This window comes from Mycobacterium dioxanotrophicus (genome assembly GCF_002157835.1).
In the GTDB taxonomy this organism is placed as follows: Bacteria; Actinomycetota; Actinomycetes; order Mycobacteriales; family Mycobacteriaceae; genus Mycobacterium; species Mycobacterium dioxanotrophicus.
Genome location: NZ_CP020809.1, coordinates 4,909,549 through 4,932,252, shown reverse-complemented (window position 1 = coordinate 4,932,252; position 22,704 = coordinate 4,909,549). Strand labels below are relative to the sequence as shown.

General features: G+C 63.3%; 17 protein-coding genes and 3 rRNA genes. 14 read left to right on the top strand and 6 right to left on the bottom strand.

Annotated features, from left to right (window positions below; translation table 11 throughout):
• Nucleotides 1–67 precede the first annotated feature (67 nt).
• Complete coding sequence (poxB, locus tag BTO20_RS24090) at nt 68–1,804, top strand: ubiquinone-dependent pyruvate dehydrogenase (RefSeq protein ID WP_087078593.1); 1,737 nt, start codon at nt 68–70, stop codon at nt 1,802–1,804.
• Between the two features lie 39 nt (nt 1,805–1,843).
• Here poxB and BTO20_RS24085 read toward each other — a convergent pair whose 3' ends face one another.
• Entirely contained in the window at nt 1,844–2,518 is a 675-nt protein-coding gene (locus tag BTO20_RS24085; RefSeq protein WP_087078592.1) for a winged helix-turn-helix transcriptional regulator, read from the bottom strand.
• Between the two features lie 151 nt (nt 2,519–2,669).
• Here BTO20_RS24085 and BTO20_RS24080 point away from each other — a divergent pair, with 151 nt between their 5' ends.
• Both BTO20_RS24080 and BTO20_RS24075 read left to right on the top strand, forming a co-directional pair.
• Nucleotides 2,670–3,479: a class I SAM-dependent methyltransferase gene (locus BTO20_RS24080; protein WP_087082576.1), complete on the top strand. Its 810-nt coding sequence runs from the start codon at nt 2,670–2,672 to the stop codon at nt 3,477–3,479.
• Nucleotides 3,480–3,502: 23 nt separating this feature from the next.
• Nucleotides 3,503–4,567 carry a phosphotransferase family protein gene (locus tag BTO20_RS24075; RefSeq protein WP_087078591.1) on the top strand — a complete coding sequence of 355 codons (1,065 nt, stop codon included), beginning with the start codon at nt 3,503–3,505 and terminating at the stop codon, nt 4,565–4,567.
• Between the two features lie 94 nt (nt 4,568–4,661).
• Here the strand turns inward: BTO20_RS24075 and BTO20_RS24070 are convergent, their stop codons facing one another.
• Nucleotides 4,662–5,423 (bottom strand): sulfite exporter TauE/SafE family protein, encoded by a 762-nt coding sequence (locus BTO20_RS24070; RefSeq protein WP_087078590.1) that lies wholly within the window; start codon nt 5,421–5,423, stop codon nt 4,662–4,664.
• Nucleotides 5,424–5,613: 190 nt separating this feature from the next.
• On the opposite strand from BTO20_RS24070, the gene BTO20_RS24065 reads away from it, so the two are divergent.
• Nucleotides 5,614–6,105 carry a 2-isopropylmalate synthase gene (locus BTO20_RS24065; RefSeq protein WP_087078589.1) on the top strand — a complete coding sequence of 164 codons (492 nt, stop codon included), beginning with the start codon at nt 5,614–5,616 and terminating at the stop codon, nt 6,103–6,105.
• A gap of 75 nt (nt 6,106–6,180) precedes the next feature.
• Here the strand turns inward: BTO20_RS24065 and BTO20_RS24060 are convergent, their stop codons facing one another.
• On the bottom strand, nt 6,181–7,662 hold the full coding sequence (locus BTO20_RS24060) for a cytochrome P450 (RefSeq protein ID WP_087078588.1): 1,482 nt from the start codon (nt 7,660–7,662) through the stop codon (nt 6,181–6,183).
• A 128-nt stretch (nt 7,663–7,790) separates the two neighbouring features.
• Between BTO20_RS24060 and BTO20_RS24055 the strand changes: the two genes are divergently transcribed.
• Both BTO20_RS24055 and BTO20_RS24050 read left to right on the top strand, forming a co-directional pair.
• Nucleotides 7,791–8,432, top strand: coding sequence for a TetR/AcrR family transcriptional regulator (locus tag BTO20_RS24055; RefSeq protein ID WP_087078587.1), 642 nt, complete (start codon nt 7,791–7,793; stop codon nt 8,430–8,432).
• 22 nt (nt 8,433–8,454) lie between these two features.
• Nucleotides 8,455–9,309 carry an SDR family oxidoreductase gene (locus BTO20_RS24050; RefSeq protein ID WP_087082574.1) on the top strand — a complete coding sequence of 285 codons (855 nt, stop codon included), beginning with the start codon at nt 8,455–8,457 and terminating at the stop codon, nt 9,307–9,309.
• Here BTO20_RS24050 and BTO20_RS24045 read toward each other — a convergent pair.
• From BTO20_RS24045 to BTO20_RS24035, 3 genes are read right to left on the bottom strand one after another with little or no spacing between them, the layout of a single operon-like run.
• Nucleotides 9,306–10,478, bottom strand: a complete 1,173-nt coding sequence (locus tag BTO20_RS24045; RefSeq protein WP_087078586.1) for an AAA family ATPase — start codon at nt 10,476–10,478, stop codon at nt 9,306–9,308. The genes BTO20_RS24050 and BTO20_RS24045 overlap by 4 nt on opposite strands.
• 9 nt (nt 10,479–10,487) lie before the next feature.
• A complete protein-coding gene (locus BTO20_RS24040; RefSeq protein WP_087078585.1) occupies nt 10,488–11,552 on the bottom strand; it encodes a DNA polymerase IV in 1,065 nt (354 codons plus the stop codon).
• Between the two features lie 4 nt (nt 11,553–11,556).
• The gene (locus BTO20_RS24035) at nt 11,557–12,165 is read right to left on the bottom strand and encodes a TetR/AcrR family transcriptional regulator (protein ID WP_087078584.1); all 609 of its coding nucleotides are present in this window, start codon (nt 12,163–12,165) and stop codon (nt 11,557–11,559) included.
• Between the two features lie 89 nt (nt 12,166–12,254).
• Between BTO20_RS24035 and BTO20_RS24030 the strand changes: the two genes are divergently transcribed.
• The 8 genes from BTO20_RS24030 (at nt 12,255) to rrf (ending at nt 22,678) form a co-directional block, all read left to right on the top strand.
• Nucleotides 12,255–12,797: an NADPH-dependent FMN reductase gene (locus tag BTO20_RS24030; RefSeq protein WP_087082572.1), complete on the top strand. Its 543-nt coding sequence runs from the start codon at nt 12,255–12,257 to the stop codon at nt 12,795–12,797.
• A 606-nt stretch (nt 12,798–13,403) separates the two neighbouring features.
• Nucleotides 13,404–13,643: a redoxin NrdH gene (locus BTO20_RS24025; RefSeq protein WP_029367354.1), complete on the top strand. Its 240-nt coding sequence runs from the start codon at nt 13,404–13,406 to the stop codon at nt 13,641–13,643.
• Between the two features lie 38 nt (nt 13,644–13,681).
• Nucleotides 13,682–14,125: a class Ib ribonucleoside-diphosphate reductase assembly flavoprotein NrdI gene (nrdI, locus tag BTO20_RS24020; RefSeq protein WP_087078583.1), complete on the top strand. Its 444-nt coding sequence runs from the start codon at nt 13,682–13,684 to the stop codon at nt 14,123–14,125.
• Nucleotides 14,092–16,260, top strand: coding sequence for a class 1b ribonucleoside-diphosphate reductase subunit alpha (gene nrdE, locus BTO20_RS24015; RefSeq protein WP_087078582.1), 2,169 nt, complete (start codon nt 14,092–14,094; stop codon nt 16,258–16,260). The genes nrdI and nrdE overlap by 34 nt, the downstream gene beginning before the upstream one ends.
• Nucleotides 16,261–16,400: 140 nt before the next feature.
• On the top strand, nt 16,401–16,805 hold the full coding sequence (locus BTO20_RS24010; RefSeq protein WP_087078581.1) for a hypothetical protein: 405 nt from the start codon (nt 16,401–16,403) through the stop codon (nt 16,803–16,805).
• A gap of 606 nt (nt 16,806–17,411) precedes the next feature.
• A 16S ribosomal RNA gene (locus BTO20_RS24005) occupies nt 17,412–18,930 on the top strand.
• A 353-nt stretch (nt 18,931–19,283) separates the two neighbouring features.
• Nucleotides 19,284–22,404: ribosomal RNA gene (locus BTO20_RS24000) — 23S ribosomal RNA — on the top strand.
• 160 nt (nt 22,405–22,564) lie between these two features.
• Nucleotides 22,565–22,678 (top strand): 5S ribosomal RNA (gene rrf, locus BTO20_RS23995).
• The 16S, 23S and 5S rRNA genes sit together here, the layout of an rRNA operon.
• Nucleotides 22,679–22,704 lie beyond the last annotated feature (26 nt).

Here is a 22,704-nt window from a genome sequence, read left to right as displayed (position 1 = left end):
TGATGCGGCGTGGCCGGTCCCGCTCGGTGCACACCGGTCACGCCGACACCACATCCCGGGAGGCGTCATGGCAACCGTTGCAGACCAGGTGATCTCCGCGTTGAGTGCCAGTGGGGTCCGGCGCGTGTACGGCCTGCCCGGTGACAGCCTCAACGGGTTCACCGATGCCATCCGGCGCTCTGAGGCCATCACGTGGCAACACGTCCGACATGAGGAGACGGCGGGGTTCGCCGCGGCGGCAGATGCGGCGCTGACCGGCCAATTGGCCGTGTGCGCGGGTAGCTGCGGGCCGGGCAATCTGCACCTCATCAACGGCCTGTTCGACGCGCAACGCAGCCGGGTTCCCGTGCTGGCCATCGCCGCGCACATCCCGCGCACCGAAATCGGTTCGGGATACTTTCAGGAAACCCACCCGCAGCAGCTGTTCGGCGAGTGCAGCGTCTACTGCGAATTGGTCAGCACCCCGGAGATGGCGCCGCGCATTCTCGAGATGGCGATGCGCGCCGCAGTCGAAGAGAGCGGGGTCGCGGTGGTCGTCGTGCCGGGGGAGATATTCCTCGCGCGCACTGCAGGTTCCGCATGGACGTCGCGCCCGGTGTTGCCGACGCATTCGATCATGCGCCCCGACGACGAATCGGTGCGCCGCGCCGCAGACCTGCTCAATGCCGCCGAGCGGGTCACCATCCTCGGCGGCGCCGGAGTGGCAGGCGCGCACGACGAGCTGATCGAACTGGCCGCGACATTGCAGGCGCCGGTGGTACATGCGTTGCGCGGCAAGGAGTTCATCGAATACGACAACCCGTTCGACGTCGGGATGACCGGGCTGCTCGGGTTCGCGTCGGGATACAAGGCCATCAAAGAGGCCGACACCCTGTTGATGCTCGGCACCGATTTCCCGTATCAGCAGTTCTATCCCGACGGCGCGACGATCATCCAGGTCGACACCCGCGGCCGAAACCTGGGCCGTCGCACGCCGATCGACCTCGGTCTGCGCGGCACCGTCAAGGACACCATGGCCGCACTGCGACCCCTGCTGCGTGCCAAAACCGACCGCGAACACCTGAACCGGGCACTGCGGCACTACGCGAAAACCCGCGCATCCCTGGACTCTTTGGCCGTCAATGACCGGGACAAGACCCCGATCAGGCCCGAATATGTTGCCGCGCTTGCCAACCGGATCGCCAGCGATGACGCTGTGTTCACTTGCGACGTCGGGTCACCGGTGGTGTGGGCGGCGCGCTACCTCACGATGAACGGCAGGCGTCGCCTGATCGGGTCGTTCAACCACGGCACCATGGCCAACGCCCTGCCCCACGCCATCGGCGCCCAGACCGCCTACCCTGGCAGGCAGGTGATCGCGCTCGCCGGTGACGGTGGGCTGACCATGCTCTTCGGTGAACTGGTGACGCTGATCCAGAACCGGCTACCGGTCAAGGTGATCGTCTTCAACAACTCGTCGCTGAACTTCGTCGAGCTGGAGATGAAAGCTGCGGGCATCGTCACGTTCGGTACCGACCTGGTCAATCCCGACTTCGCCGCCGTCGCCCAGTCGATGGGGGTGTTCGGGCGGCGCGTGACCGAGCCGGCCGCCCTGGAACGGGCCCTGGCTGACGCCTTCGCCCACGACGGGCCGGCCGTGGTGGACGTCGTCACCGCCCGTCAAGAACTGTCGATACCACCGGCCATCACCGTCGAACAGGCCAAGGGCTTCTCGCTGTACGCGATCCGGACCATCCTGGCCGGCCGCGCTGACGAGCTGCTCGACCTGGTGTCCACCAACGTCGCACGCCGCATTCTGGACTGACACCCGACACCGCTGGAAGCGGTTATATCGCAATGTGATTCAGGCCGGCCGGGGTACTGCCGCCGCCGCGCTCTGCCCGAGCCATTTGGGGATGGCGCGCCGCACGTCCCCGGGACCGGACAATGCGACGCTGCCGTCGAGCACGGCGTGCGTCCAACCCTGATCGCCACGCCAGATCCGGGTCAGCGTGCGCAGGCTGGTTTCGACGGTGCCCGTCACGTCGTAGCCCGGGTCGACATCGCAGACGTCGGCTTGACCGTCGGACACCACCAGCCACCATCGTGATGCCTTGACCGCGACGCCGTCGAGAATGAACGCGACCGTGGTGCGCGACCGGGGCCAGTTCTCGATCGGGATGGTGCGGCGCATGTCCCAGAACAGCAGGTGTGGATCGAGGTCGGCCTCACCGAGCTCACCGATCCAACGAACTCCCCATGCCCCAAGAGCGGTGACGATGCCGGCCAGCTCCTGACCGCAGTCGGTGAGGGAATAGGTTGTGCGACCATCGATTTCAGCGCGCTCGACGACCCCGGCGCGGGTCAGGGTCTTGAGTCGTTTGGACAGCAGCGCCGGGGACATCTTGGGCACCCCACGGCGCAGATCGTTGAAATGGGTGCTGCCGAGCAGTAGCTCTCGGACGACCAGCATCGTCCAGCGTTCGTCGAGCAATTCCATGGCCTTGGCCATCGGGCAGAACTGGCCGTATCCCGACATATCCGCACCTTTCGTGGATCGCCGCCGAATCTATGGTCTCGCAGCAGGCATGCCCAGTACAGATTCAGTATCGGGCCCGGTACAGAAGTGGAACTAGATGCGCGCGGGGGTCGGCCGGAGCATGGATTCACCCCTGCGAGAGGAGTCACCGATGAGCGCTGTAGTGGACGATTTGTTAGCCAAGCACCGTGCGCTGTGGGCGTTGGGCGATTACGCCGCCATCGCCGCCGAGGTGGTGGCGCCGCTCGGTCCTGAACTCGTGGCCGCCTGCGGCGTCGGAACCCGCGACCGGGTGCTCGATGTCGCGGCGGGCACCGGCGATGCGGCGATCCCCGCCGCGGTGACGGGTGCGCGGGTCGTTGCCAGCGATCTGTGCCCGGAGTTGGTGCAGCGGGGCCGGCAGCATGCCACGGACCGCGGTGTCGAACTGCAGTGGCGCGAGGCCAACGCGGAAGCGCTGCCGTTCGGGGACGACGAGTTCGATGTGGTGATGTCGTGCATCGGAGTGATGTTCGCGCCGCATCATCAGCAGGCGGCCGACGAGCTGATCCGGGTGTGCCGCCCGGGCGGCCGTATCGGCGTGATCAGTTGGACCCCTGAAGGTTTCATCGGACAGCTGTTCGCGACCATGAAGCCGTACGTGCCCGCGCCACCGGCCGGGGTGTCCGCCCCGCCGCTGTGGGGCAGTGAGGACTATGTGCGCGCATTGTTCGGCGACGCAGTCGTCGACATCAGCGCGCAACGGCGAGACCTGTCGGTGGGCACATTCGCCGACGGGGCCGCATTTCGTGACTATTTCAAGGCCAACTACGGGCCGACCATCGCGGCGTACCGCGGTATCGCCGACGATCCGGCGCGGGTGGCCGAACTCGACGCCGACATCGCTGCCCTGGGGGACCGCAGCATCAGTGACGGCTCGATGGCCTGGCAGTACCTCTTGGTGACCGCGCGTAAGCGTTGAATGCGGGCTGGCACGATGGCTGCATGCCGGACGACGTGCAGCCGCTGCCGACGCTCAGTGACGCCGACCTGGCGGCGTTGACGCCCTGGCTGCGCAGCCAGGGCGTCGGTTCGACCATCACCGATGTGGTGCCGCTGACCGGCGGAACCCAGAACATCGTGGTGGGTCTGCGGGTCGACGGCAGGCCGATGGTGCTGCGCCGACCACCGCTACACCCGCGTCCGACCAGCGACAAGACGATGCTGCGTGAGATCGCCGTGCTGCGGACCCTGGCCGGGTCCGCGGTACCCCATCCGGGATTCATCGCCGGCTGCACCGATCTCGACGTGCTCGGTGTCGTGTTCTATCTGATGGAGCAGGTGGACGGATTCAACCCGGGCACCGAGGTCGCCGACGCGTACCGGGCCGATGCGGACATGCGCTATCGCGTCGGGCTGTCGTACGCCGCGAGCCTGGCCGAGCTCGGTAACGCCGCCTGGGTCGACAGCCCCCTGGCAGAGATCCGGCCGCCGGGTTCCTTTCTGGCTCGCCAAGTTCCGCAGTTCCTGCGGCTCTTGGAAAGCTACCGGCACGAGCACTACGCGCCGGAATCACTGCCCGCGGTGGGGGAGTTGGCGCAGTGGCTGGAATCGAACCGGCCGGCCGACGCCGAGCCCGGCATCATGCACGGTGACGCCCACCTGAACAACGTGCTGTTGGAGCGCGAGAGCCCGCAGTTGGCCGCGTTCATCGACTGGGAGATGTGCACCATCGGCGACCCGCTACTGGACCTCGGCTGGATGCTGGTGTGCTGGCCGCACCATCCCAACCCCATCAACGCGGGCTCGGCGTTGGCCGCTCTCGGTGGGCTCGCCGGCCGGGGCGACCTGCTCGACGCCTACCGCGATGCCGGCGGCCGAAAGATCTCTGTACTCGACTGGTATGTGGCGCTGGCCTGCTTCAAGCTCGGGATCGTGATCGAGGGCACCTGGTCGCGGTACCTGGCCGGGCGGGCCAGCCGGGAAGCCGGTGAACAACTGCATGCGTCGGCGGCCAACCTGATCGATCTGGGGACCCGGGTCGCCAAGGGGGACAACCCGTTCCTTTGACCGGCGAGCAGTCCCCCGCAAGTTGGTGGTGCCCCCAGCTGCGGCGCACGACACGCCGCAGTTGGCGAACTTTCGCGTCTTTTCGCGGTGAAGGTCAGTAGGCGTCGAAGGCGAGCTTGATGGCCAGCGCGAAGCCCGCCAGGCCGATCAGCACCCGCAGTGGCGTGGCCGGAGCGTGCCGCACCACGATCGGCCCCAGCCGTGAGCCGATGAGGCAACCCAACCCGAGCGGCAGCACCGCAGGCCAGTACACGGGCGCCAAGAACACGAAGGCAAGGGCCGCCACAGAATTGGCGACGCCGAGGATGACGTTCTTGCCCGCGTTGGCGTGGGCGAGCGTGGCACCTCCGGCCCGCAGCAACAGGGCCAACAACAGCACACCGGCAGCGGCACCGAAGTAGCCGCCGTAGATCGTGATCAGAAAGATCGTCACGGCTTCCACGGTCACGCGCACGATGTGATCGCGGTGATCGCCCAGCCGCGCTTCTCGATGCTCCTTGGGCGGCAACAGGATCGCCAACGACGCGACGCCGATGAGGAGCGGCACGGCCTTCTCGAAACCTTCGGCCGGGGTGCACAGCAGCAGTGCCGCGCCCGCGGCGCCGCCGACCACGGCGACCGGCAGGATCCGCTTGATCCACGCACCCTGCCCGGCCAGCTCAGGTCGTGAACCCCACACCGAGCCGATGCCGTTGAACACGATGGCGACGGTGTTGGTCACGTTCGCCGTCACGGGCGGCAGTCCGATCAGCAGTAGTGCCGGGTAAGTGGCGACCGACGCGAGGCCGGCGATGCTGCCGGACAAGCCGCCGATGATGCCTGCGGCGATGAGCAGTGCGACGTCCCAGAAACTCATGAGGCGTCCACGGCGCCGACGTTACCCAGTGAAAGTGATTGCGCGACTGCCGGGGCAGCGTCTAGCATCGCCAACGTGCCAAGGCGACTTGTAGTAGCAACCCGCAGCGGGGTCTGATCCAGACCGACCCCTCGCTGTGGGTCATTGCTACGTCGTCGGTCGATTCCTCTGGACCAGAGAAGGCCGGCACATGTATCCCTCGGCAACACCGATCACGCACCACCGTCCCGCGTTCGCGGCCAGCTTCGCCGCGCCGCTGCCCCGTGGCGTGCGGGCCGCCGCGGAGTCGGTGTCCTGGGACGACTTCCTGGCCGAATACGCGCCCAGCGGCGGGCCGCTGCGCTTGGGCCAGTGGAGCTGCACCGACGCCGCGCGCCAGGGACGACGGTTGGGACCGCAGAGCCGCGGCTACCAGGCCACCCTCGCCGTCGGCGACACCGTCAGCACGTCACGGGCCGCAGCCAGTGGCCCGATCGCCGCGCTGACCGCGATGCTGCACGACCGCGGTATCGCCCTGGAGACCACCTCGTTTCACCAGCTGCCGACCGGCGGACGCACCGCCACCTTCCTGCAGGGCAACGACGGAAGCCGCAGCATGTGGGCGATGGGCCTGGACACCGACCCGGAGTTGTCGGCGTTGCGGGCTGTCATCGCGTGCGTGAACCGGTTGATGAGCACCTGAAACCACCGGAACTGCATTCCCGGTCGCTTATCTCGAGAGATAGCGACCGGGAATGCAGTTCCGGCGGGGCTGCTGTCAGCGGACGGGGCGCAGCACGATCGGCATCCCGTCGATCGGCACCGGCATGCCGCCGTAGTCATACCTCGGCGTGTAGCCCGGATGCGCCAGCTCCAGCCGGTACCGGCGCAGGAGCCGGTGCATGACGGTCTTGATCTCCAGCTGCCCGAACACCATCCCGATGCATTTATGTGCGCCACCGCCGAACGGTGCGAATGCGTAGCGGTGCTTCTTGTGCTCGTTGCGGGGCTCGGCGAAGCGGGCGGGATCGAAGCGCTTGGGGTCGGTCCACAGCTCGGGCATGAGGTGGTTGATCGACGGCCACGTCACCACATTGGTTCCGGCCGGGATGAAATAACCCAGCAGATCGGTGTCCCGCACGGCCTGGCGGAAGTTGAACGGCAGCGGCGTCATCATCCGCAGCGACTCGTTGATCACCAGGTCGTAGGTCTCCAGCTTCTCCAGCGCCTCGATATCCAACGGACCGTCCCCGATGCGGTCGGACTCCGCGCGCAACTCGTCCTGCCACTGCGGGTTGGCGGCCAGGTGGTAGGCCATCGTCGTCATGGTCGAGGTCGAAGTGTCGTGCGCGGCCATCATCAGGAAGATCATGTGGCTGACGATCTGATCGTCGGTGAAGCTCTGGCCGTCCTCGTCCTGCGCGTGACAGAGCACGCTGAACATGTCGGTGCTCTCCGACCGCCGCTTCTCGCCGATCGAGCTGGAGAAATAGTCCTCCAGGGTTTTGCGCGCCTGGATGCCGCGCCACCAGGCCAACGGCGGAACCGGGGTGCGCACGACGGCGTTACCGGCCCGGGTGGTGGTCGTGAAGGCCTGGTTGATGGTGGTGACGAGCTTGCGATCGGTGCCGGCGGGATGGCCCATGAAGACCTCCGAGGCGATGTCGAGGGTCAGCTCCTTGACCGCGGGGTGGAACAGGAATCGCGCATCGTCGGCCACCCAGTCGTTGGCCAGCACCTGCGTTGCCACCGAGTCGATGTGCGAGACGTAGCCGGTCAATCTGGTGCGCGTGAAGGCTTCCTGCATGATCCTGCGGTGGAACATGTGCTCGTCGAAATCGAGCAACATCAGCCCGCCCTCGAAGAAGGGGCCGATCACCGGATCCCAGGCGCGTTGGGAGAAGTCCTTGTTGCGGTTGGAGAACACCGCCTGGGTGGCGTCGGGCCCCAGGGCCATCACCGCGGACAGGGCCGGTGAATCGGCGAAGTAGAGCGGCCCGTGCTTGCGGTACATGTCGAGGATGAACTCGGGGCCGCCGCGGAAGATCTCGATCATGTGGCCGATGATCGGCAGCCCGGAGTCGCCCATGATCGCCTTGAGGCCACTGCCCGCCGGCGGCTCGGAGAAGACGAACTGATCCCAGTCCTTCTCCTTCAGGCGCTTCTCCACGGCGGCCATGCCCGGCAGCGTGTTCGGTGTCGGGGTGAAGCGTCGCTTTGCCTGATCAAGGAGATAGTGCGGAGTGCTGATCGTTGCCATGAACCGCTCCTGAGGCCGCTGAAACTGACAATGTGTGGTCGATGTCACCACCTGAGGCCATCCTGGCTGTCAGACTTGACGCATGTCAAGTTTTGTTCTGGCCTGTCGCAATGCGAAGGTCTAGTGCCATGACCGCCGAACAGATCCCGGAGGACAGCAACGAAGGCCCGGTGCGGCGCAGCCGCGGTGACCGGCAGCGCGACGCCATCGTCAAGGCTGTTCGGGAGCTGCTCGAGGAGCAATCGTTCGCCGACCTGTCCGTCAGCGCGATCAGCGAACGCGCCGGCGTGGCCCGCTCGGGCTTCTACTTCTACTTCGACACCAAGTACGCGGTCCTCGCGGTGATCGTGGCCGAAGCCATGGAGCAGCTCGACCAACTCACGCACAACTACGCGCCGCGCGAGCCCGACGAGGAACCCGCGGCGTTCGCCAAGCGGATGGTCGGCAATGCCGCCCTGGTATTCGCCACCAACGACCCCATCATGTCGGCCTGCACCATCGCGCAGAACACCGATGCGCAGATCCGTGAGCTGATGAACGACTTCGAGGACGGGGTGATCGCCAAGATCGTCGGCCTGATCGAGCAGGACAGCGGGGCCCGCCCAATCTCGGACGACATTTCCGGGCTGGTACGCATGCTGGTGGCGACCACCGCGATGACGCTGTCCCACGACCCGGCGTTCATCGGCCGCGGCGAGGACCCGCAGCGCGCGGTCGACGTGCTGGAACGACTGTGGCTCAATGCCCTGTGGGGTGGCCGGTCCGGCTAGCCGTCCCGGTATGGTCACCGCTATGGCGCAGGGGAGCGACTTTCGGGGGAAACGCTGCTTCATCACGGGGGCGGCAAGCGGTATCGGGCGGGCCACTGCGCTTGCCCTGGCGGCGCAGGGTGCCGAACTGTATCTCACCGACCGCGATGTCGACGGTCTGGCACAGACGGTGGCCGACGCGCAGGCGCTCGGTGCGCAGGTGCCCGCGCACCGCGCACTCGACATCTCGGACTACGACCAGGTAGCCGCGTTCGCGGCCGACATCCACGCCGCGCACCCCGCGATGGACGTGGTGATGAACATCGCCGGCATCTCGGCGTGGGGCACAGTCGATCAGCTCACCCATCAGCATTGGCGCTCGATGATCGACGTCAATCTCATGGGCCCCATCCATGTCATCGAGACGTTTGTGCCGCCGATGGTCGCCGCCCGCAAGGGTGGTCAGCTGGTGAACGTCTCGTCGGCCGCCGGCATCGTGGCCCTGCCCTGGCACAGCGCCTACAGCGCCAGCAAGTACGGGCTGCGTGGGCTCAGCGAGGTGCTGCGGTTCGACCTGGCCCGGCACCGTATCGGGGTGTCGGTGGTGGTCCCCGGGGCGGTGAAAACCGGTCTGGTGCAGACGGTTCAGATCGCCGGCGTCGACCGCGACGATCCTGACGTGCAGAAGTGGGTGGACCGGTTCGCCGGACACGCCGTGTCCCCGGAGAAGGCGGCCGCCAAGATCCTGGCCGGCGTGCGGCGTAACCGGTTCCTGATCTACACCTCACCCGACATCCGTGCGCTGTATGCGTTCAAACGCGTCGCGTGGTGGCCTTACAGCGTGGCCATGCGTCAGGTGAACGTGCTGTTCACCCGTGCACTGCGGCCCCGCCGCTAACGGTTTCCCCAGTGCCAGGCGGGCGTGGTCAACAGGCCCAAACCGGCGACTTTCGTTTCACCCCACTGCTTGTAGAGCTCCACTTCGATGGCGCGGCCGCGCTTCTCGTCGGCGACCGGCGTGGTGTCGAGGAATTCCAGCAGAGCCCGGGAGTGCGTGACCACCACCACCTGAGTCTGGGTGGCGGCAGTGGCGATCAAGGTTGCCAAGGGCCGCACCAGGTCCGGGTGCAGCGACGTCTCCGGTTCGTTGAGCACCATGAGCGAAGGCGGTCGTGGGCTCAACAAGGCTGCCGCCCACAGCAGGAAACGCAGTGTGCCGTCGGATAATTCAGCGGCGCGCAGGGGCCGCAACATACCGCGTTGGTGCAGTTGCAGATCAAAGAGCCCGTCGTTGACGGCGACCGAGACGGAGGCGCCGTCGAAAGCATCGGCGACCGCGCGGGCCAGGTCGTCCAACCCGGCCTCGATGATGGTCTGGGTGGCCGCGGCGAGGTCGGCTCCGTCGTCGGAGAGCACCGGGGTGCGGGTGCCCACCTGCGGCCGGCGCGCCGGAGCACCTGCGTCGACCCGGAAGCCGTCGTAGAAGCGCCAGTCGCGCAACCGTTCGGAGACCGCCGACAACTCGGGCAGGGCGTGGGGGTGGGCGTATTCGGCGCGCACGCTGCGGTAGGAGGGCAGCGACCGGCTCAGTTCGTCGAAGCCCCGGCCGGATTCGGCTGCTGCCTCGGCATATTCGCGGGTGCGACGCACCAGCGCCGAGCTGGGCCGCAACACCGGGCCGGCGAAGACCATCTCGCGTTTGATCTCGGGATCCAGCGCGAACGCGGTCGGCCCGGTGCCGGCCATCTGTGGCAGACCGAGGTCGACCAAGTAGCCGAAATCGTCTGAGGCAAAGCCGAGTTCGAGCGAAATCGGGCGGGTACGGGTGGTGCCCTGCGCCTCCTCGGCCGGCTGCTCCGGCCCGGCCCACAGCACGGACTGCAATCCGCCCTCCCGCGCCAGCGACCCGATCACCTGGCCGCGTCCGCAATCGGCGAGTAGTCGCAGCGCCCGGTAGAGCGACGACTTGCCGGTGCCGTTGGCGCCGGTGACGACAGTGAGGTCGGTCAGCGGCAGCGTCACGTCGCGCAGTGACCGGTAGCCCCGGATGGCGATGGTCTGCAGCATGCGAACAGGTTATTGACCGGGTCCGACACCGGCGTCGGTGCCGGGTGGCATGGCCAGCTCGAGCCGCACACCGAGCAACCGGATCGGCCGGTCGAGTTCGAAGAGGTCCAGCACGGCCAGGGCGGTATCGGTGATCACCGCGGCGTCGGTGCCCGGTTGCGGCAGTTTCCGGATCTTGGTGCGCGTGTAGAAGGTGTTGGTGCGCACGATCACGGCGACCCGCGTCACGACGCGGTCCTGTTCGACCACCTCGGTCAGGGTGCGCAAGCTCAGGTCACGTACCGCCGCGTCGATCTCGGTGCGGTCGGTGAGATCGTGCGCGAAGGTGATGACGTGGCTGCGTGACCGCGGCACCCATGGTTCTGCGCTGACCTCGGTGTCACCACCGCCCTTGGCCAGCAACAGGATCCACAGCCCGGTCGTCGGCCCGAAAGTCGACGTGAGCAGCTCGGCGTCAGTGGCGGCCAGCTGGGCGACCGTCGTGATACCAAGGGTGGCAAGCTTTTTGGTGGTTTTCGGTCCGATGCCCCAAAGTGCGTCGGGCGGGCGGGCGCCCATCACGTCCATCCAGCTGTCGGCCGTGAGCCGGTACACCCCCGCGGGCTTGGCGAGCCCGGTGGCGATCTTGGCCCGCTGCTTGTTGTCGCTGATACCCACAGAGCACGACAACCCGGTTTCGGCGGCAACCACTGTGCGGATGCGTTCGGCCAGCTCGACGGGGTCGACCGTATCGTCGGTGCCCAGGTACGCCTCGTCCCAGCCCCAGACCTCCAGCGGGTGGCCGAGATCGCGCAGCAGCCCCATCACCTGTTCGGACGCCTCGTCGTACGCGGCGGGGTCTGACGGCAAGAAGGTGGCGTCGGGACACTTGCGGGCCGCGGTTCGCAGTGGCATGCCGGCGTGCACGCCGAACTCCCGGGCCTGATACGACGCGCAGGTGACGACCTTGCGGGGTTCTGTGGGATCGCCATTGCCGCCGACGATGACCGGTTGACCGACCAGCTCGGGGTGGCGGCGCAACTCCACCGACGCCAGGAACTGGTCGAGGTCGACGTGAAGAATCCAGCCGCTCATCGCGTCAACAGCCGCACAGTTTGCGAGCCGTCGCCTCCCATGCCGCGCCGAGCTCGTCGAGGGTCCGGCCACGGTCGTTGAGCTGGTGTGCCACGTAGTCGGCGTCCAGCAGAGCGACCAGCGCATCGGCCTGGGCATCGAGATCGCCTGTGGTGTTTGCGGTTTCGAGCAGCATCCGGACGTGTGCGCGGTGCAACATCGCCGGGCCTGCGAAGCGGGTCTGCGGATCGCGGGCCGCGTCGGACAACAGTGCGTGGTGGCAGTGCACGAACCGCAGCCGGTCGCGGCCGTAGGCGAGCAGCCGTTCCAGCGGAGGTGCGCCGGGGCCGAGCGGGGGAGGTCCGAACATGAACGCTTCCTGTTCGACCTTCTCGTCCTCGTCGAGCAAGACCATCATCAGACCGGCGCGGCTGCCGAACCGGCGGAACAGTGTTCCCTTGCCCACGCCGGCGGCGACCGCGATATCGTCGGTACTCACGGCGTCGGGGCCGCGTTCCGCGATGAGGCGGCGTGCGGCGTCGAGCAGGAGTTCGCGGTTGCGGGCGGCATCGCCCCGTTCGGCCGGCGTCGCGTCGGTGACCGCGAGCCTGGCACGCCGGTCAGAAGCAGTCACCCTTGAACTTTAACTCAGGCGGAATTAATCGGACCACAGTCCGGTTACTCTGGGCGAAGATCGGGTCAGACGACATAGGGAGAATGAACATGGCCGATATCAAGGTTCTGGTACTGGTGGGCAGCCTGCGTGCGGCGTCGACCAACCGGCAACTCGCCGAGCTCGCCGTCGAGGCTGCGCCGGACGGCGTGGACCTGCGGATCTTCGATCAGCTGGGGGAGCTGCCGTTCTACAACGAGGACATCGACGGTGACGGTGTGGCCGAGTCGGTGAAAGCGCTGCGGACCGCGGCCGCCGGCGCCGACGCCGCACTCGTCGTTACGCCGGAATACAACGGAAGCATCCCGGGTGTGCTGAAGAACGCCATCGACTGGCTGTCGCGGCCCTACGGCAACGGTGCGCTCAAGGACAAGCCGCTGGCTGTGGTCGGCACGGCGCTGGGCCAGTACGGCGGGGTGTGGGCGCACGACGAGACCCGCAAGTCGTTCGGCATCGCCGGGCCTCGGGTCGTCGAAGACCTGAAGCTGTCACTGCCGGCGAAGGCTCTGGATGGGCGCCACCCGCGAGAGAACGACGAGGTCGCCGCGACCGTGCGCGACATCGTGGGCAAGCTCGCCGCCGAGGTGAACTGATCCGACGAATCTGAGTCGGCTCCGCTGAGCCGGCGCGTTCACACCAAAGCTGGGGTCGACGATGTCGGCCCCAGCTTTGTCGTCTCGGGATCTTCGCCAGATCTGCGTGTCCGCGACACCGCATCGGGCCACCGGTCTCGATCGCCTCGCCAGACGGCCGGGTACGGCCGCAGATCGCCTGCAGCGGGTTTGCTACCGGCGATCTTGATGTGCTAGGCGAGACGTACTTGTCGGTGGCTGGTGGTACACCCATAGATATAGCGCGACACGCGGCCTGCAGTCGTTTGCGACACGCCGGGCGCGGGGCTTGCGGTGAGCTTACGACCTGGGAATTTCAAAAATGTTATTCAGAACATGTTGTATGGCTTCGGATGGTCGGCCACTAGGTGTAGTGTCTGTGAGACCGACAGGCCACCACGGTTCGGGAGCCCGCCGGAGCACAGCGAATCCGGCCGAATCGGTTCCAGGACCGACCGGAGAGCGGCTTCTGGCGCCAGGAATTTTGGAGGGCTGGAGGTCGCTGAAGTTTAGCGAACGCAGTGTTCCGACCAAGTTGCCAGTCCGGGTTTAGATCTTTCACTTACCGCAAGAGGAGCCGTACCGCAGATGACCGTCACCGTGTACACCAAGCCCGCATGCGTGCAGTGCAACGCCACCTACAAGGCGCTGGACAAGCAGGGCATCGCCTACGAGAAGGTGGACATCACGCTCGACAGCGAGGCTCGCGACTTCGTGATGGCGCTTGGTTACCTGCAGGCTCCGGTTGTCGTGGCCGGCAACGAGCACTGGTCGGGCTTCCGTCCGGACCGGATCAAGGCGCTCAGCGGCGCAGCGGTCAGCGCGTAGCGGAGGCAGTAACCACGGGGGGAAGGATCGGGGCCAGGATGACCAATCTCGTCTACTTCTCCAGCGTCTCGGAAAACACTCACCGGTTCGTCGAGAAGCTGGGCATCCCCGCGACCCGGATTCCGCTGCACGGCCGTATCGAGGTGGACGAACCGTTCGTCCTGATCTTGCCGACCTACGGCGGAGGCCGAGCCACGCCGGACATCAACAACGGCGGCTACGTGCCCAAGCAGGTCATCGCGTTCCTCAACAATGAACACAACCGGTCGTTGATCCGCGGCGTCATCGCTGCGGGCAACAACAACTTCGGTGCGGAGTTCGCCTACGCGGGCAATGTGGTCTCGCGCAAGTGTGGCGTGCCGTACTTGTATCGCTTCGAACTCATGGGTACCCCTGACGACGTGGAGGCCGTCCGCGCCGGCCTCGTCGACTTCTGGAAGGAACAGACGTGCCACCGACCGTCACAGCTGCAGAGCCTGTAACCGACAGCACGCACACGCTTCCGGGGGAGACGGATTACCACGCCCTCAACGCGATGCTGAATCTGTACGACAAAGACGGCAAGATTCAGTTCGACAAGGACCGGCAGGCGGCGCGCGAGTACTTCCTGCAGCACGTCAACCAGAACACGGTCTTCTTCCACAGCCAGGACGAGAAGCTCGACTACCTGATCGAGAAGAACTACTACGAGCGCGAGGTGCTCGACCAGTACAGCCGCAACTTCGTGAAGTCGCTGCTGGACCGTGCCTACGCCAAGAAATTCCGGTTCCCGACCTTCCTTGGCGCGTTCAAGTACTACACCAGCTACACGCTGAAGACCTTTGACGGCAAGCGGTACCTGGAGCGATTCGAGGACCGTGTCGTCATGGTCGCGCTGACGCTGGCGGCTGGTGACACCGACCTGGCCGAGAAGTTGGTCGACGAGATCATCGACGGCCGGTTCCAGCCGGCCACTCCGACGTTCCTCAACTCGGGCAAGAAGCAACGCGGCGAGCCGGTGAGCTGCTTCCTGCTGCGCATCGAGGACAACATGGAGTCCATCGGGCGCTCCATCAACTCCGCACTGCAGCTGTCCAAGCGCGGTGGCGGAGTTGCGTTGCTGCTCTCCAACATTCGTGAGCACGGCGCCCCGATCAAGAACATCGAAAACCAGTCCTCGGGTGTCATCCCGATCATGAAGCTGCTGGAGGATTCGTTCTCCTACGCCAATCAGCTCGGGGCCCGCCAAGGCGCGGGTGCGGTGTATCTGCACGCCCACCACCCGGACATCTACCGCTTCCTCGACACCAAGCGCGAGAACGCCGACGAGAAAATCCGGATCAAGACACTGAGCCTCGGCGTGGTGATCCCGGACATCACCTTCGAGCTGGCCAAGAAGAACGAGGACATGTACCTGTTCTCGCCGTACGACGTCGAGCGCGTGTACGGTCTGCCGTTCGCTGACATCAACGTCACCGAGAAGTACTACGAGATGGTCGACAACGCGCAGATCCGCAAGACCAAGATCAAGGCGCGCGAGTTCTTCCAGACGCTGGCCGAGTTGCAGTTCGAATCCGGCTACCCGTACATCATGTTCGAGGACACGGTGAACCGGGCCAACCCGATCGACGGCAAGATCACCCACAGCAACCTGTGCTCGGAGATCCTGCAGGTGTCGACGCCGTCGGTGTTCAACGACGATCTGTCCTACGCGCAGGTGGGCAAGGACATCTCGTGCAACCTCGGCTCGCTCAACATCGCCAAGACCATGGATTCACCGGACTTCGCGCAGACCATCGAGGTGGCCATCCGCGCGCTGACCGCGGTGAGCGACCAGACCCACATCTGGTCGGTGCCGTCGATCGAGCAGGGCAACAACAGCTCCCACGCAATCGGCCTGGGGCAGATGAACTTGCATGGTTATCTGGCCCGCGAGCGAATCTTCTACGGGTCCGAAGAGGGCATCGACTTCACGAACATCTACTTCTACACAGTGCTGTTCCATGCGCTGCGGGCCTCGAATCTCATCGCGATCGAACGCGGTACGCACTTCGGTGGATTCGAGAAGTCGAAGTATGCCTCGGGGGAGTTCTTCGACAAGTACACCGAGCAGGTGTGGGAACCGACGACTGACAAGGTGCGGCAGATCTTCGCGGACGCCGGCATCCATGTTCCGACGCAGGACGACTGGCGCTCGCTCAAGGAATCCGTGCAGGCGCACGGTATCTACAACCAGAACCTGCAGGCCGTTCCGCCGACCGGGTCGATCTCCTACATCAACCACTCGACGTCGTCGATCCACCCCGTGGCCAGCAAGATCGAGATCCGTAAGGAAGGCAAGATCGGTCGGGTCTACTACCCGGCGCCGTTCCTCACCAACGACAACCTGGAGTACTACCAGGACGCGTATGAGATCGGCTACGAGAAGATCATCGACACCTACGCCGCGGCCACTCAGCATGTGGATCAAGGTCTGAGCCTGACGCTCTTCTTCAAGGACACCGCCAATACGCGTGACGTGAACAAGGCGCAGATCTACGCCTGGCGGAAGGGCATCAAGACGCTCTACTACATCCGACTGCGTCAGATGGCTTTGGAGGGCACCGAAGTCGAAGGTTGCGTCAGCTGCATGCTCTAGGAGTGTTCTAGCTACGTCGCAGGCCAGGGGAGACATTCCCTGGCCTGCGTCTTTGTTGGCCAAGATGTCCACGCACGACGTGCGATCCTGAAACGAAGCCGGCCGCTGTGCAACCTTGTGATCGGTGGTTCAATGCGCGCATGACCGGTAGTCCGCCGTGGTGGATCTCGATCTCACCTGAGGAATTGGCGGCGACGATCCTGCCGCTGTTCTCCTATCCTCAGCTCTCACCGCATGTGTATGAAGGCTTCGCCATCTACAACATTGCCGTGTGGTGCAGGACAGGTCGGTGGGCAGAACCCAAGTTCATCTACCGGCAAGGGAACCCGTACACCGATCCCGATCTGCGCCCGATCGCGGAAGCCATCCAAGTCTTGGAGCAGCACCGCTTGCTCATGCGGTTCGTCGCAGGGGACTCCGCAACCGTTTCTGTTCCCGTACTCGGACTGAGCCGCCGGGGCATGCACGCGCTGGAGGCCAACGCCGTGCGGCAGCACATCGGACTCCGTGATCTGGGTACCGAGAACTCCAATCCACCGGTTTGACCGGCGACCAACCGAGTGCGCGGTTCGCAGCGCTTCGTACCGTCGACGAATCGCGCCCGGACGCGCGCCGGCGAAACGCTCACAATTTTTTTGACATACGGCGGGCGTTACGGGGGCACTGCAAGCATTGTGAGGACCTCAGCAATTCGACGTCTGTTGCTGGGCCGGTGTAAGCGGCGACGAATGGCGTTATCAACAGCGCCAGCAGGCTGGTCGTCGGGTCGGTGACCTGGGTGTCGTGGCCGGTGACCTGGCGATTTGACTCGCTGTTAGTGCTCACGTAACTTATTGCAGGTCAGAGCGACACGGCCTAGCCGGGAAGTGATGACGAGTCCGAGAGAGTCTCCCACTTTGGTGGGGGTTTTCTTACTGTCCGTGCTAAGGTTGAGCGGCTTTTGGCCGCGGGACTGTTGCGCGGTTGGTTCGGGTGTGTTGTTTGAGAACTCAATAGTGTGTTTGGTGGTTTTTGTTTGTTGTTTTTGGTTGCATTCTTTTTCCCGTTTAGGGTGTGACCTTTTGTTTTTTTGGATGCCGGTTTTTGGTGTCTGTTGTTTGTGATCGGATTTTTCTGAATGTGAATTCTTTCGGGTTTTGTCCCGGGGTTTTTGTTTGGAGAGTTTGATCCTGGCTCAGGACGAACGCTGGCGGCGTGCTTAACACATGCAAGTCGAACGGAAAGGCCCTTCGGGGTGCTCGAGTGGCGAACGGGTGAGTAACACGTGGGTGATCTGCCCTGCACTTTGGGATAAGCCTGGGAAACTGGGTCTAATACCGGATAGGACCATGGCCTTCATGGGTTGTGGTGGAAAGCTTTTGCGGTGTGGGATGGGCCCGCGGCCTATCAGCTTGTTGGTGGGGTAATGGCCTACCAAGGCGACGACGGGTAGCCGGCCTGAGAGGGTGACCGGCCACACTGGGACTGAGATACGGCCCAGACTCCTACGGGAGGCAGCAGTGGGGAATATTGCACAATGGGCGCAAGCCTGATGCAGCGACGCCGCGTGGGGGATGACGGCCTTCGGGTTGTAAACCTCTTTCAGCACAGACGAAGCGTGAGTGACGGTATGTGCAGAAGAAGCACCGGCCAACTACGTGCCAGCAGCCGCGGTAATACGTAGGGTGCGAGCGTTGTCCGGAATTACTGGGCGTAAAGAGCTCGTAGGTGGTTTGTCGCGTTGTTCGTGAAAACTCACAGCTTAACTGTGGGCGTGCGGGCGATACGGGCAGACTGGAGTACTGCAGGGGAGACTGGAATTCCTGGTGTAGCGGTGGAATGCGCAGATATCAGGAGGAACACCGGTGGCGAAGGCGGGTCTCTGGGCAGTAACTGACGCTGAGGAGCGAAAGCGTGGGGAGCGAACAGGATTAGATACCCTGGTAGTCCACGCCGTAAACGGTGGGTACTAGGTGTGGGTTTCCTTCCTTGGGATCCGTGCCGTAGCTAACGCATTAAGTACCCCGCCTGGGGAGTACGGCCGCAAGGCTAAAACTCAAAGGAATTGACGGGGGCCCGCACAAGCGGCGGAGCATGTGGATTAATTCGATGCAACGCGAAGAACCTTACCTGGGTTTGACATGCACAGGACGCTGGTAGAGATATCAGTTCCCTTGTGGCCTGTGTGCAGGTGGTGCATGGCTGTCGTCAGCTCGTGTCGTGAGATGTTGGGTTAAGTCCCGCAACGAGCGCAACCCTTGTCCTATGTTGCCAGCGGGTTATGCCGGGGACTCGTAGGAGACTGCCGGGGTCAACTCGGAGGAAGGTGGGGATGACGTCAAGTCATCATGCCCCTTATGTCCAGGGCTTCACACATGCTACAATGGCCGGTACAAAGGGCTGCGATACCGTGAGGTGGAGCGAATCCTTTCAAAGCCGGTCTCAGTTCGGATCGGGGTCTGCAACTCGACCCGTGAAGTCGGAGTCGCTAGTAATCGCAGATCAGCAACGCTGCGGTGAATACGTTCCCGGGCCTTGTACACACCGCCCGTCACGTCATGAAAGTCGGTAACACCCGAAGCCGGTGGCCTAACCCCTTGTGGGAGGGAGCCGTCGAAGGTGGGATCGGCGATTGGGACGAAGTCGTAACAAGGTAGCCGTACCGGAAGGTGCGGCTGGATCACCTCCTTTCTAAGGAGCACCACGAGAGGCATCCTCTATTGGGGAGGGTGTGAGCCGTGAGGAACCTGTCTGGTTGTAGTGACCGGGGTTTGGTGCAACAACAAACTTGGCGTGGGATGCGGGAAAGCATCTGCGGAAAATCATCGGACACACTATTGGGCTTTGAGACAACAGGCCCGCGGTCCTGTCCCGTTGGGGCAGGGGTGTGTTGTTGCCCTGCTTTGGTGGTGGGTGTGGTGTTTGATTTGTGGATAGTGGTTGCGAGCATCTAGCGCGCAAGAATGTGGCATCTGCCTTTGGGTGGGTGTTGTTGTTGTGTGTTGATGTGCAATTTCTTTTGAAACTCATTTTTGGTTTTTGTGTTGTAAGTGTTTAAGGGCGCATGGTGGATGCCTTGGCACTGGGAGCCGATGAAGGACGTGGGAGGCTGCGATATGCCTCGGGGAGCTGTCAACCGAGCGTGGATCCGAGGATGTCCGAATGGGGAAACCCGGCACGAGTGATGTCGTGTCACCCAACGCTGAATACATAGGCGTTGGGGGGGAACGCGGGGAAGTGAAACATCTCAGTACCCGTAGGAAGAGAAAACAATGGTGATTCCGTGAGTAGTGGCGAGCGAAAGCGGAGGATGGCTAAACCGTATGCATGTGATACCGGGTAGGGGTTGTGTGTGCGGGGTTGTGGGACCCATCTTTCTGGGCTACCTCCTCAGAGGGCAGTGAGAAAATGTTGTGGTTAGCGGAAGTGGCTTGGGATGGCCTGCCGTAGACGGTGAGAGCCCGGTACGTGAAAACCCGACGTCTGTCTTGATGGTGTTCCCGAGTAGCAGCGGGCCCGTGAAATCTGCTGTGAATCTGCCGGACCACCCGGTAAGCCTGAATACTTCCCAGTGACCGATAGCGGATGAGTACCGTGAGGGAATGGTGAAAAGTACCCCGGGAGGGGAGTGAAATAGTACCTGAAACCGTGCGCTTACAATCCGTCAGAGCCTTCGACTGTGTCGTGGGGTGATGGCGTGCCTTTTGAAGAATGAGCCTGCGAGTCAGGGACATGTCGCGAGGTTAACCCGGGTGGGGTAGCCGCAGCGAAAGCGAGTCTGAATAGGGCGTATCCATCCCGTTGGGGTTGGTGTAGTGGTGTGTTCTGGACCCGAAGCGGAGTGATCTACCCATGGCCAGGGTGAAGCGCGGGTAAGACCGTGTGGAGGCCCGAACCCACTTAGGTTGAAGACTGAGGGATGAGCTGTGGGTAGGGGTGAAAGGCCAATCAAACTCCGTGATAGCTGGTTCTCCCCGAAATGCATTTAGGTGCAGCGTCACATGTTTCTTGTTGGAGGTAGAGCTACTGGATGGCCGATGGGCCCTACTAGGTTACTGACGTCAGCCAAACTCCGAATGCCGACAAGTCCAAGAGTGTGGCAGTGAGACGGCGGGGGATAAGCTCCGTGCGTCGAGAGGGAAACAGCCCAGATCGCCGGCTAAGGCCCCTAAGCGTGTGCTAAGTGGAAAAGGATGTGCAGTCGCGAAGACAACCAGGAGGTTGGCTTAGAAGCAGCCACCCTTGAAAGAGTGCGTAATAGCTCACTGGTCAAGTGATTGTGCGCCGATAATGTAGCGGGGCTCAAGCACACCGCCGAAGCCGCGGCAACGACCTTGTGTCGTTGGGTAGGGGAGCGTCCTGCGTCCGGTGAAGCCGCCGAGTGATCGAGTGGTGGAGGGTGTGGGAGTGAGAATGCAGGCATGAGTAGCGAATAGGCAAGTGAGAACCTTGCCCGCCGAAAGACCAAGGGTTCCTGGGCCAGGCCAGTCCGCCCAGGGTGAGTCGGGACCTAAGGCGAGGCCGACAGGCGTAGTCGATGGACAACGGGTTGATATTCCCGTACCCGTGTGTGTGCGTCCCTGATGAATCAGAGGTACTAACCACCCAAAAGGTGGTCCATCAATCCCTTCGGGGTGCGAGGATCGCTGGCTGCGTGGGACCTTCTTTGGTAGTAGTCAAGCGATGGGGTGACGCAGGAAGGTAGCCGTACCGGTCAGTGGTAATACCGGGGTAAGCCTGTAGGGAGGAACGTAGGTAAATCCGCGTTTCGTTGATCCTGAGAGGTGATGCATAGCCGAGTGAGGCGAATTCGGTGATCCTATGCTGCCAAGAAAAGCCTCTAGCGAGGACATACACGGCCCGTACCCCAAACCAACACAGGTGGTCAGGTAGAGAATACTAAGGCGTACGAGTGAACTATGGTTAAGGAACTCGGCAAAATGCCCCCGTAACTTCGGGAGAAGGGGGACCCCCATATCGTGAACACCCTTGCGGTGGGTAGCGGGAGGGGGTGGCACAAACCAGTGAGAAGCGACTGTTTACTAAAAACACAGGTCCGTGCGAAGTCGCAAGACGATGTATACGGACTGACGCCTGCCCGGTGCTGGAAGGTTAAGAGGACCCGTTAACTCTTCGGGGTGAAGCGGAGAATTTAAGCCCCAGTAAACGGCGGTGGTAACTATAACCATCCTAAGGTAGCGAAATTCCTTGTCGGGTAAGTTCCGACCTGCACGAATGGCGTAACGACTTCTCAACTGTCTCAACCATAGACTCGGCGAAATTGCACTACGAGTAAAGATGCTCGTTACGCGCGGCAGGACGAAAAGACCCCGGGACCTTCACTACAACTTGGTATTGGTGCTCGATACGGTTTGTGTAGGATAGGTGGGAGACTGTGAAACGCAGACGCCAGTTTGTGTGGAGTCGTTGTTGAAATACCACTCTGATCGTATTGGGCCTCTAACCTCGGACCGTATATCCGGTTCAGGGACAGTGCCTGGTGGGTAGTTTAACTGGGGCGGTTGCCTCCTAAAATGTAACGGAGGCGCCCAAAGGTTCCCTCAACCTGGACGGCAATCAGGTGTTGAGTGTAAGTGCACAAGGGAGCTTGACTGCGAGACATACATGTCGAGCAGGGACGAAAGTCGGGACTAGTGATCCGGCACCTCTGAGTGGAAGGGGTGTCGCTCAACGGATAAAAGGTACCCCGGGATAACAGGCTGATCTTCCCCAAGAGTCCATATCGACGGGATGGTTTGGCACCTCGATGTCGGCTCGTCGCATCCTGGGGCTGGAGCAGGTCCCAAGGGTTGGGCTGTTCGCCCATTAAAGCGGCACGCGAGCTGGGTTTAGAACGTCGTGAGACAGTTCGGTCTCTATCCGCCGCGCGCGTCAGAAGCTTGAGGAAATCTGTCCCTAGTACGAGAGGACCGGGACGGACGAACCTCTGGTCTACCAGTTGTCCCACCAGGGGCATGGCTGGATAGCCACGTTCGGACAGGATAACCGCTGAAAGCATCTAAGCGGGAAACCCCCTCCAAGACCAGGCTTCTCACCCATTAAGTGGGATAAGGCCCCCCGCAGACCACGGGATCGATAGACCAGACCTAGACACCTAGCAATAGGCGCAGGGAACTGGCACTAACCGGCCGAAAACTTACAACAACCCAACAAACACCATGTTTGATGAGTCTCAGTAAGAACACGCACATCCTGTTTCGCAACCACACCACAACCACACACGCGACCACTGTGTCGTGGGTGCACACCGCACCCCACCACCAAAACACACAAGGTTTCACACCCAGAAACGGGTGAATAGAGTTACGGCGGTCCATAGCGGCAGGGAAACGCCCGGTCCCATCCCGAACCCGGAAGCTAAGCCTGCCAGCGCCGATGATACTACCCACACGGGTGGAAAAGTAGGACACCGCCGAACACACATTAAGTCCCGGGCCCCCAATC

Excerpts from the sequence above, each read along its gene's own strand:
- poxB (WP_087078593.1), top strand. The coding sequence starts at position 68 with ATGGCAACCGTTGCAGACCAGGTGATCTCCGCGTTGAGTGCCAGTGGG.
- BTO20_RS24085 (WP_087078592.1), bottom strand. The coding sequence starts at position 2,518 with ATGTCGGGATACGGCCAGTTCTGCCCGATGGCCAAGGCCATGGAATTG.
- BTO20_RS24080 (WP_087082576.1), top strand. The coding sequence starts at position 2,670 with ATGAGCGCTGTAGTGGACGATTTGTTAGCCAAGCACCGTGCGCTGTGG.
- BTO20_RS24075 (WP_087078591.1), top strand. The coding sequence starts at position 3,503 with ATGCCGGACGACGTGCAGCCGCTGCCGACGCTCAGTGACGCCGACCTG.
- BTO20_RS24070 (WP_087078590.1), bottom strand. The coding sequence starts at position 5,423 with ATGAGTTTCTGGGACGTCGCACTGCTCATCGCCGCAGGCATCATCGGC.
- BTO20_RS24065 (WP_087078589.1), top strand. The coding sequence starts at position 5,614 with ATGTATCCCTCGGCAACACCGATCACGCACCACCGTCCCGCGTTCGCG.
- BTO20_RS24060 (WP_087078588.1), bottom strand. The coding sequence starts at position 7,662 with ATGGCAACGATCAGCACTCCGCACTATCTCCTTGATCAGGCAAAGCGA.
- BTO20_RS24055 (WP_087078587.1), top strand. The coding sequence starts at position 7,791 with ATGACCGCCGAACAGATCCCGGAGGACAGCAACGAAGGCCCGGTGCGG.
- BTO20_RS24050 (WP_087082574.1), top strand. The coding sequence starts at position 8,455 with ATGGCGCAGGGGAGCGACTTTCGGGGGAAACGCTGCTTCATCACGGGG.
- BTO20_RS24045 (WP_087078586.1), bottom strand. The coding sequence starts at position 10,478 with ATGCTGCAGACCATCGCCATCCGGGGCTACCGGTCACTGCGCGACGTG.
- BTO20_RS24040 (WP_087078585.1), bottom strand. The coding sequence starts at position 11,552 with ATGAGCGGCTGGATTCTTCACGTCGACCTCGACCAGTTCCTGGCGTCG.
- BTO20_RS24030 (WP_087082572.1), top strand. The coding sequence starts at position 12,255 with ATGGCCGATATCAAGGTTCTGGTACTGGTGGGCAGCCTGCGTGCGGCG.
- BTO20_RS24025 (WP_029367354.1), top strand. The coding sequence starts at position 13,404 with ATGACCGTCACCGTGTACACCAAGCCCGCATGCGTGCAGTGCAACGCC.
- nrdI (WP_087078583.1), top strand. The coding sequence starts at position 13,682 with ATGACCAATCTCGTCTACTTCTCCAGCGTCTCGGAAAACACTCACCGG.
- BTO20_RS24010 (WP_087078581.1), top strand. The coding sequence starts at position 16,401 with ATGACCGGTAGTCCGCCGTGGTGGATCTCGATCTCACCTGAGGAATTG.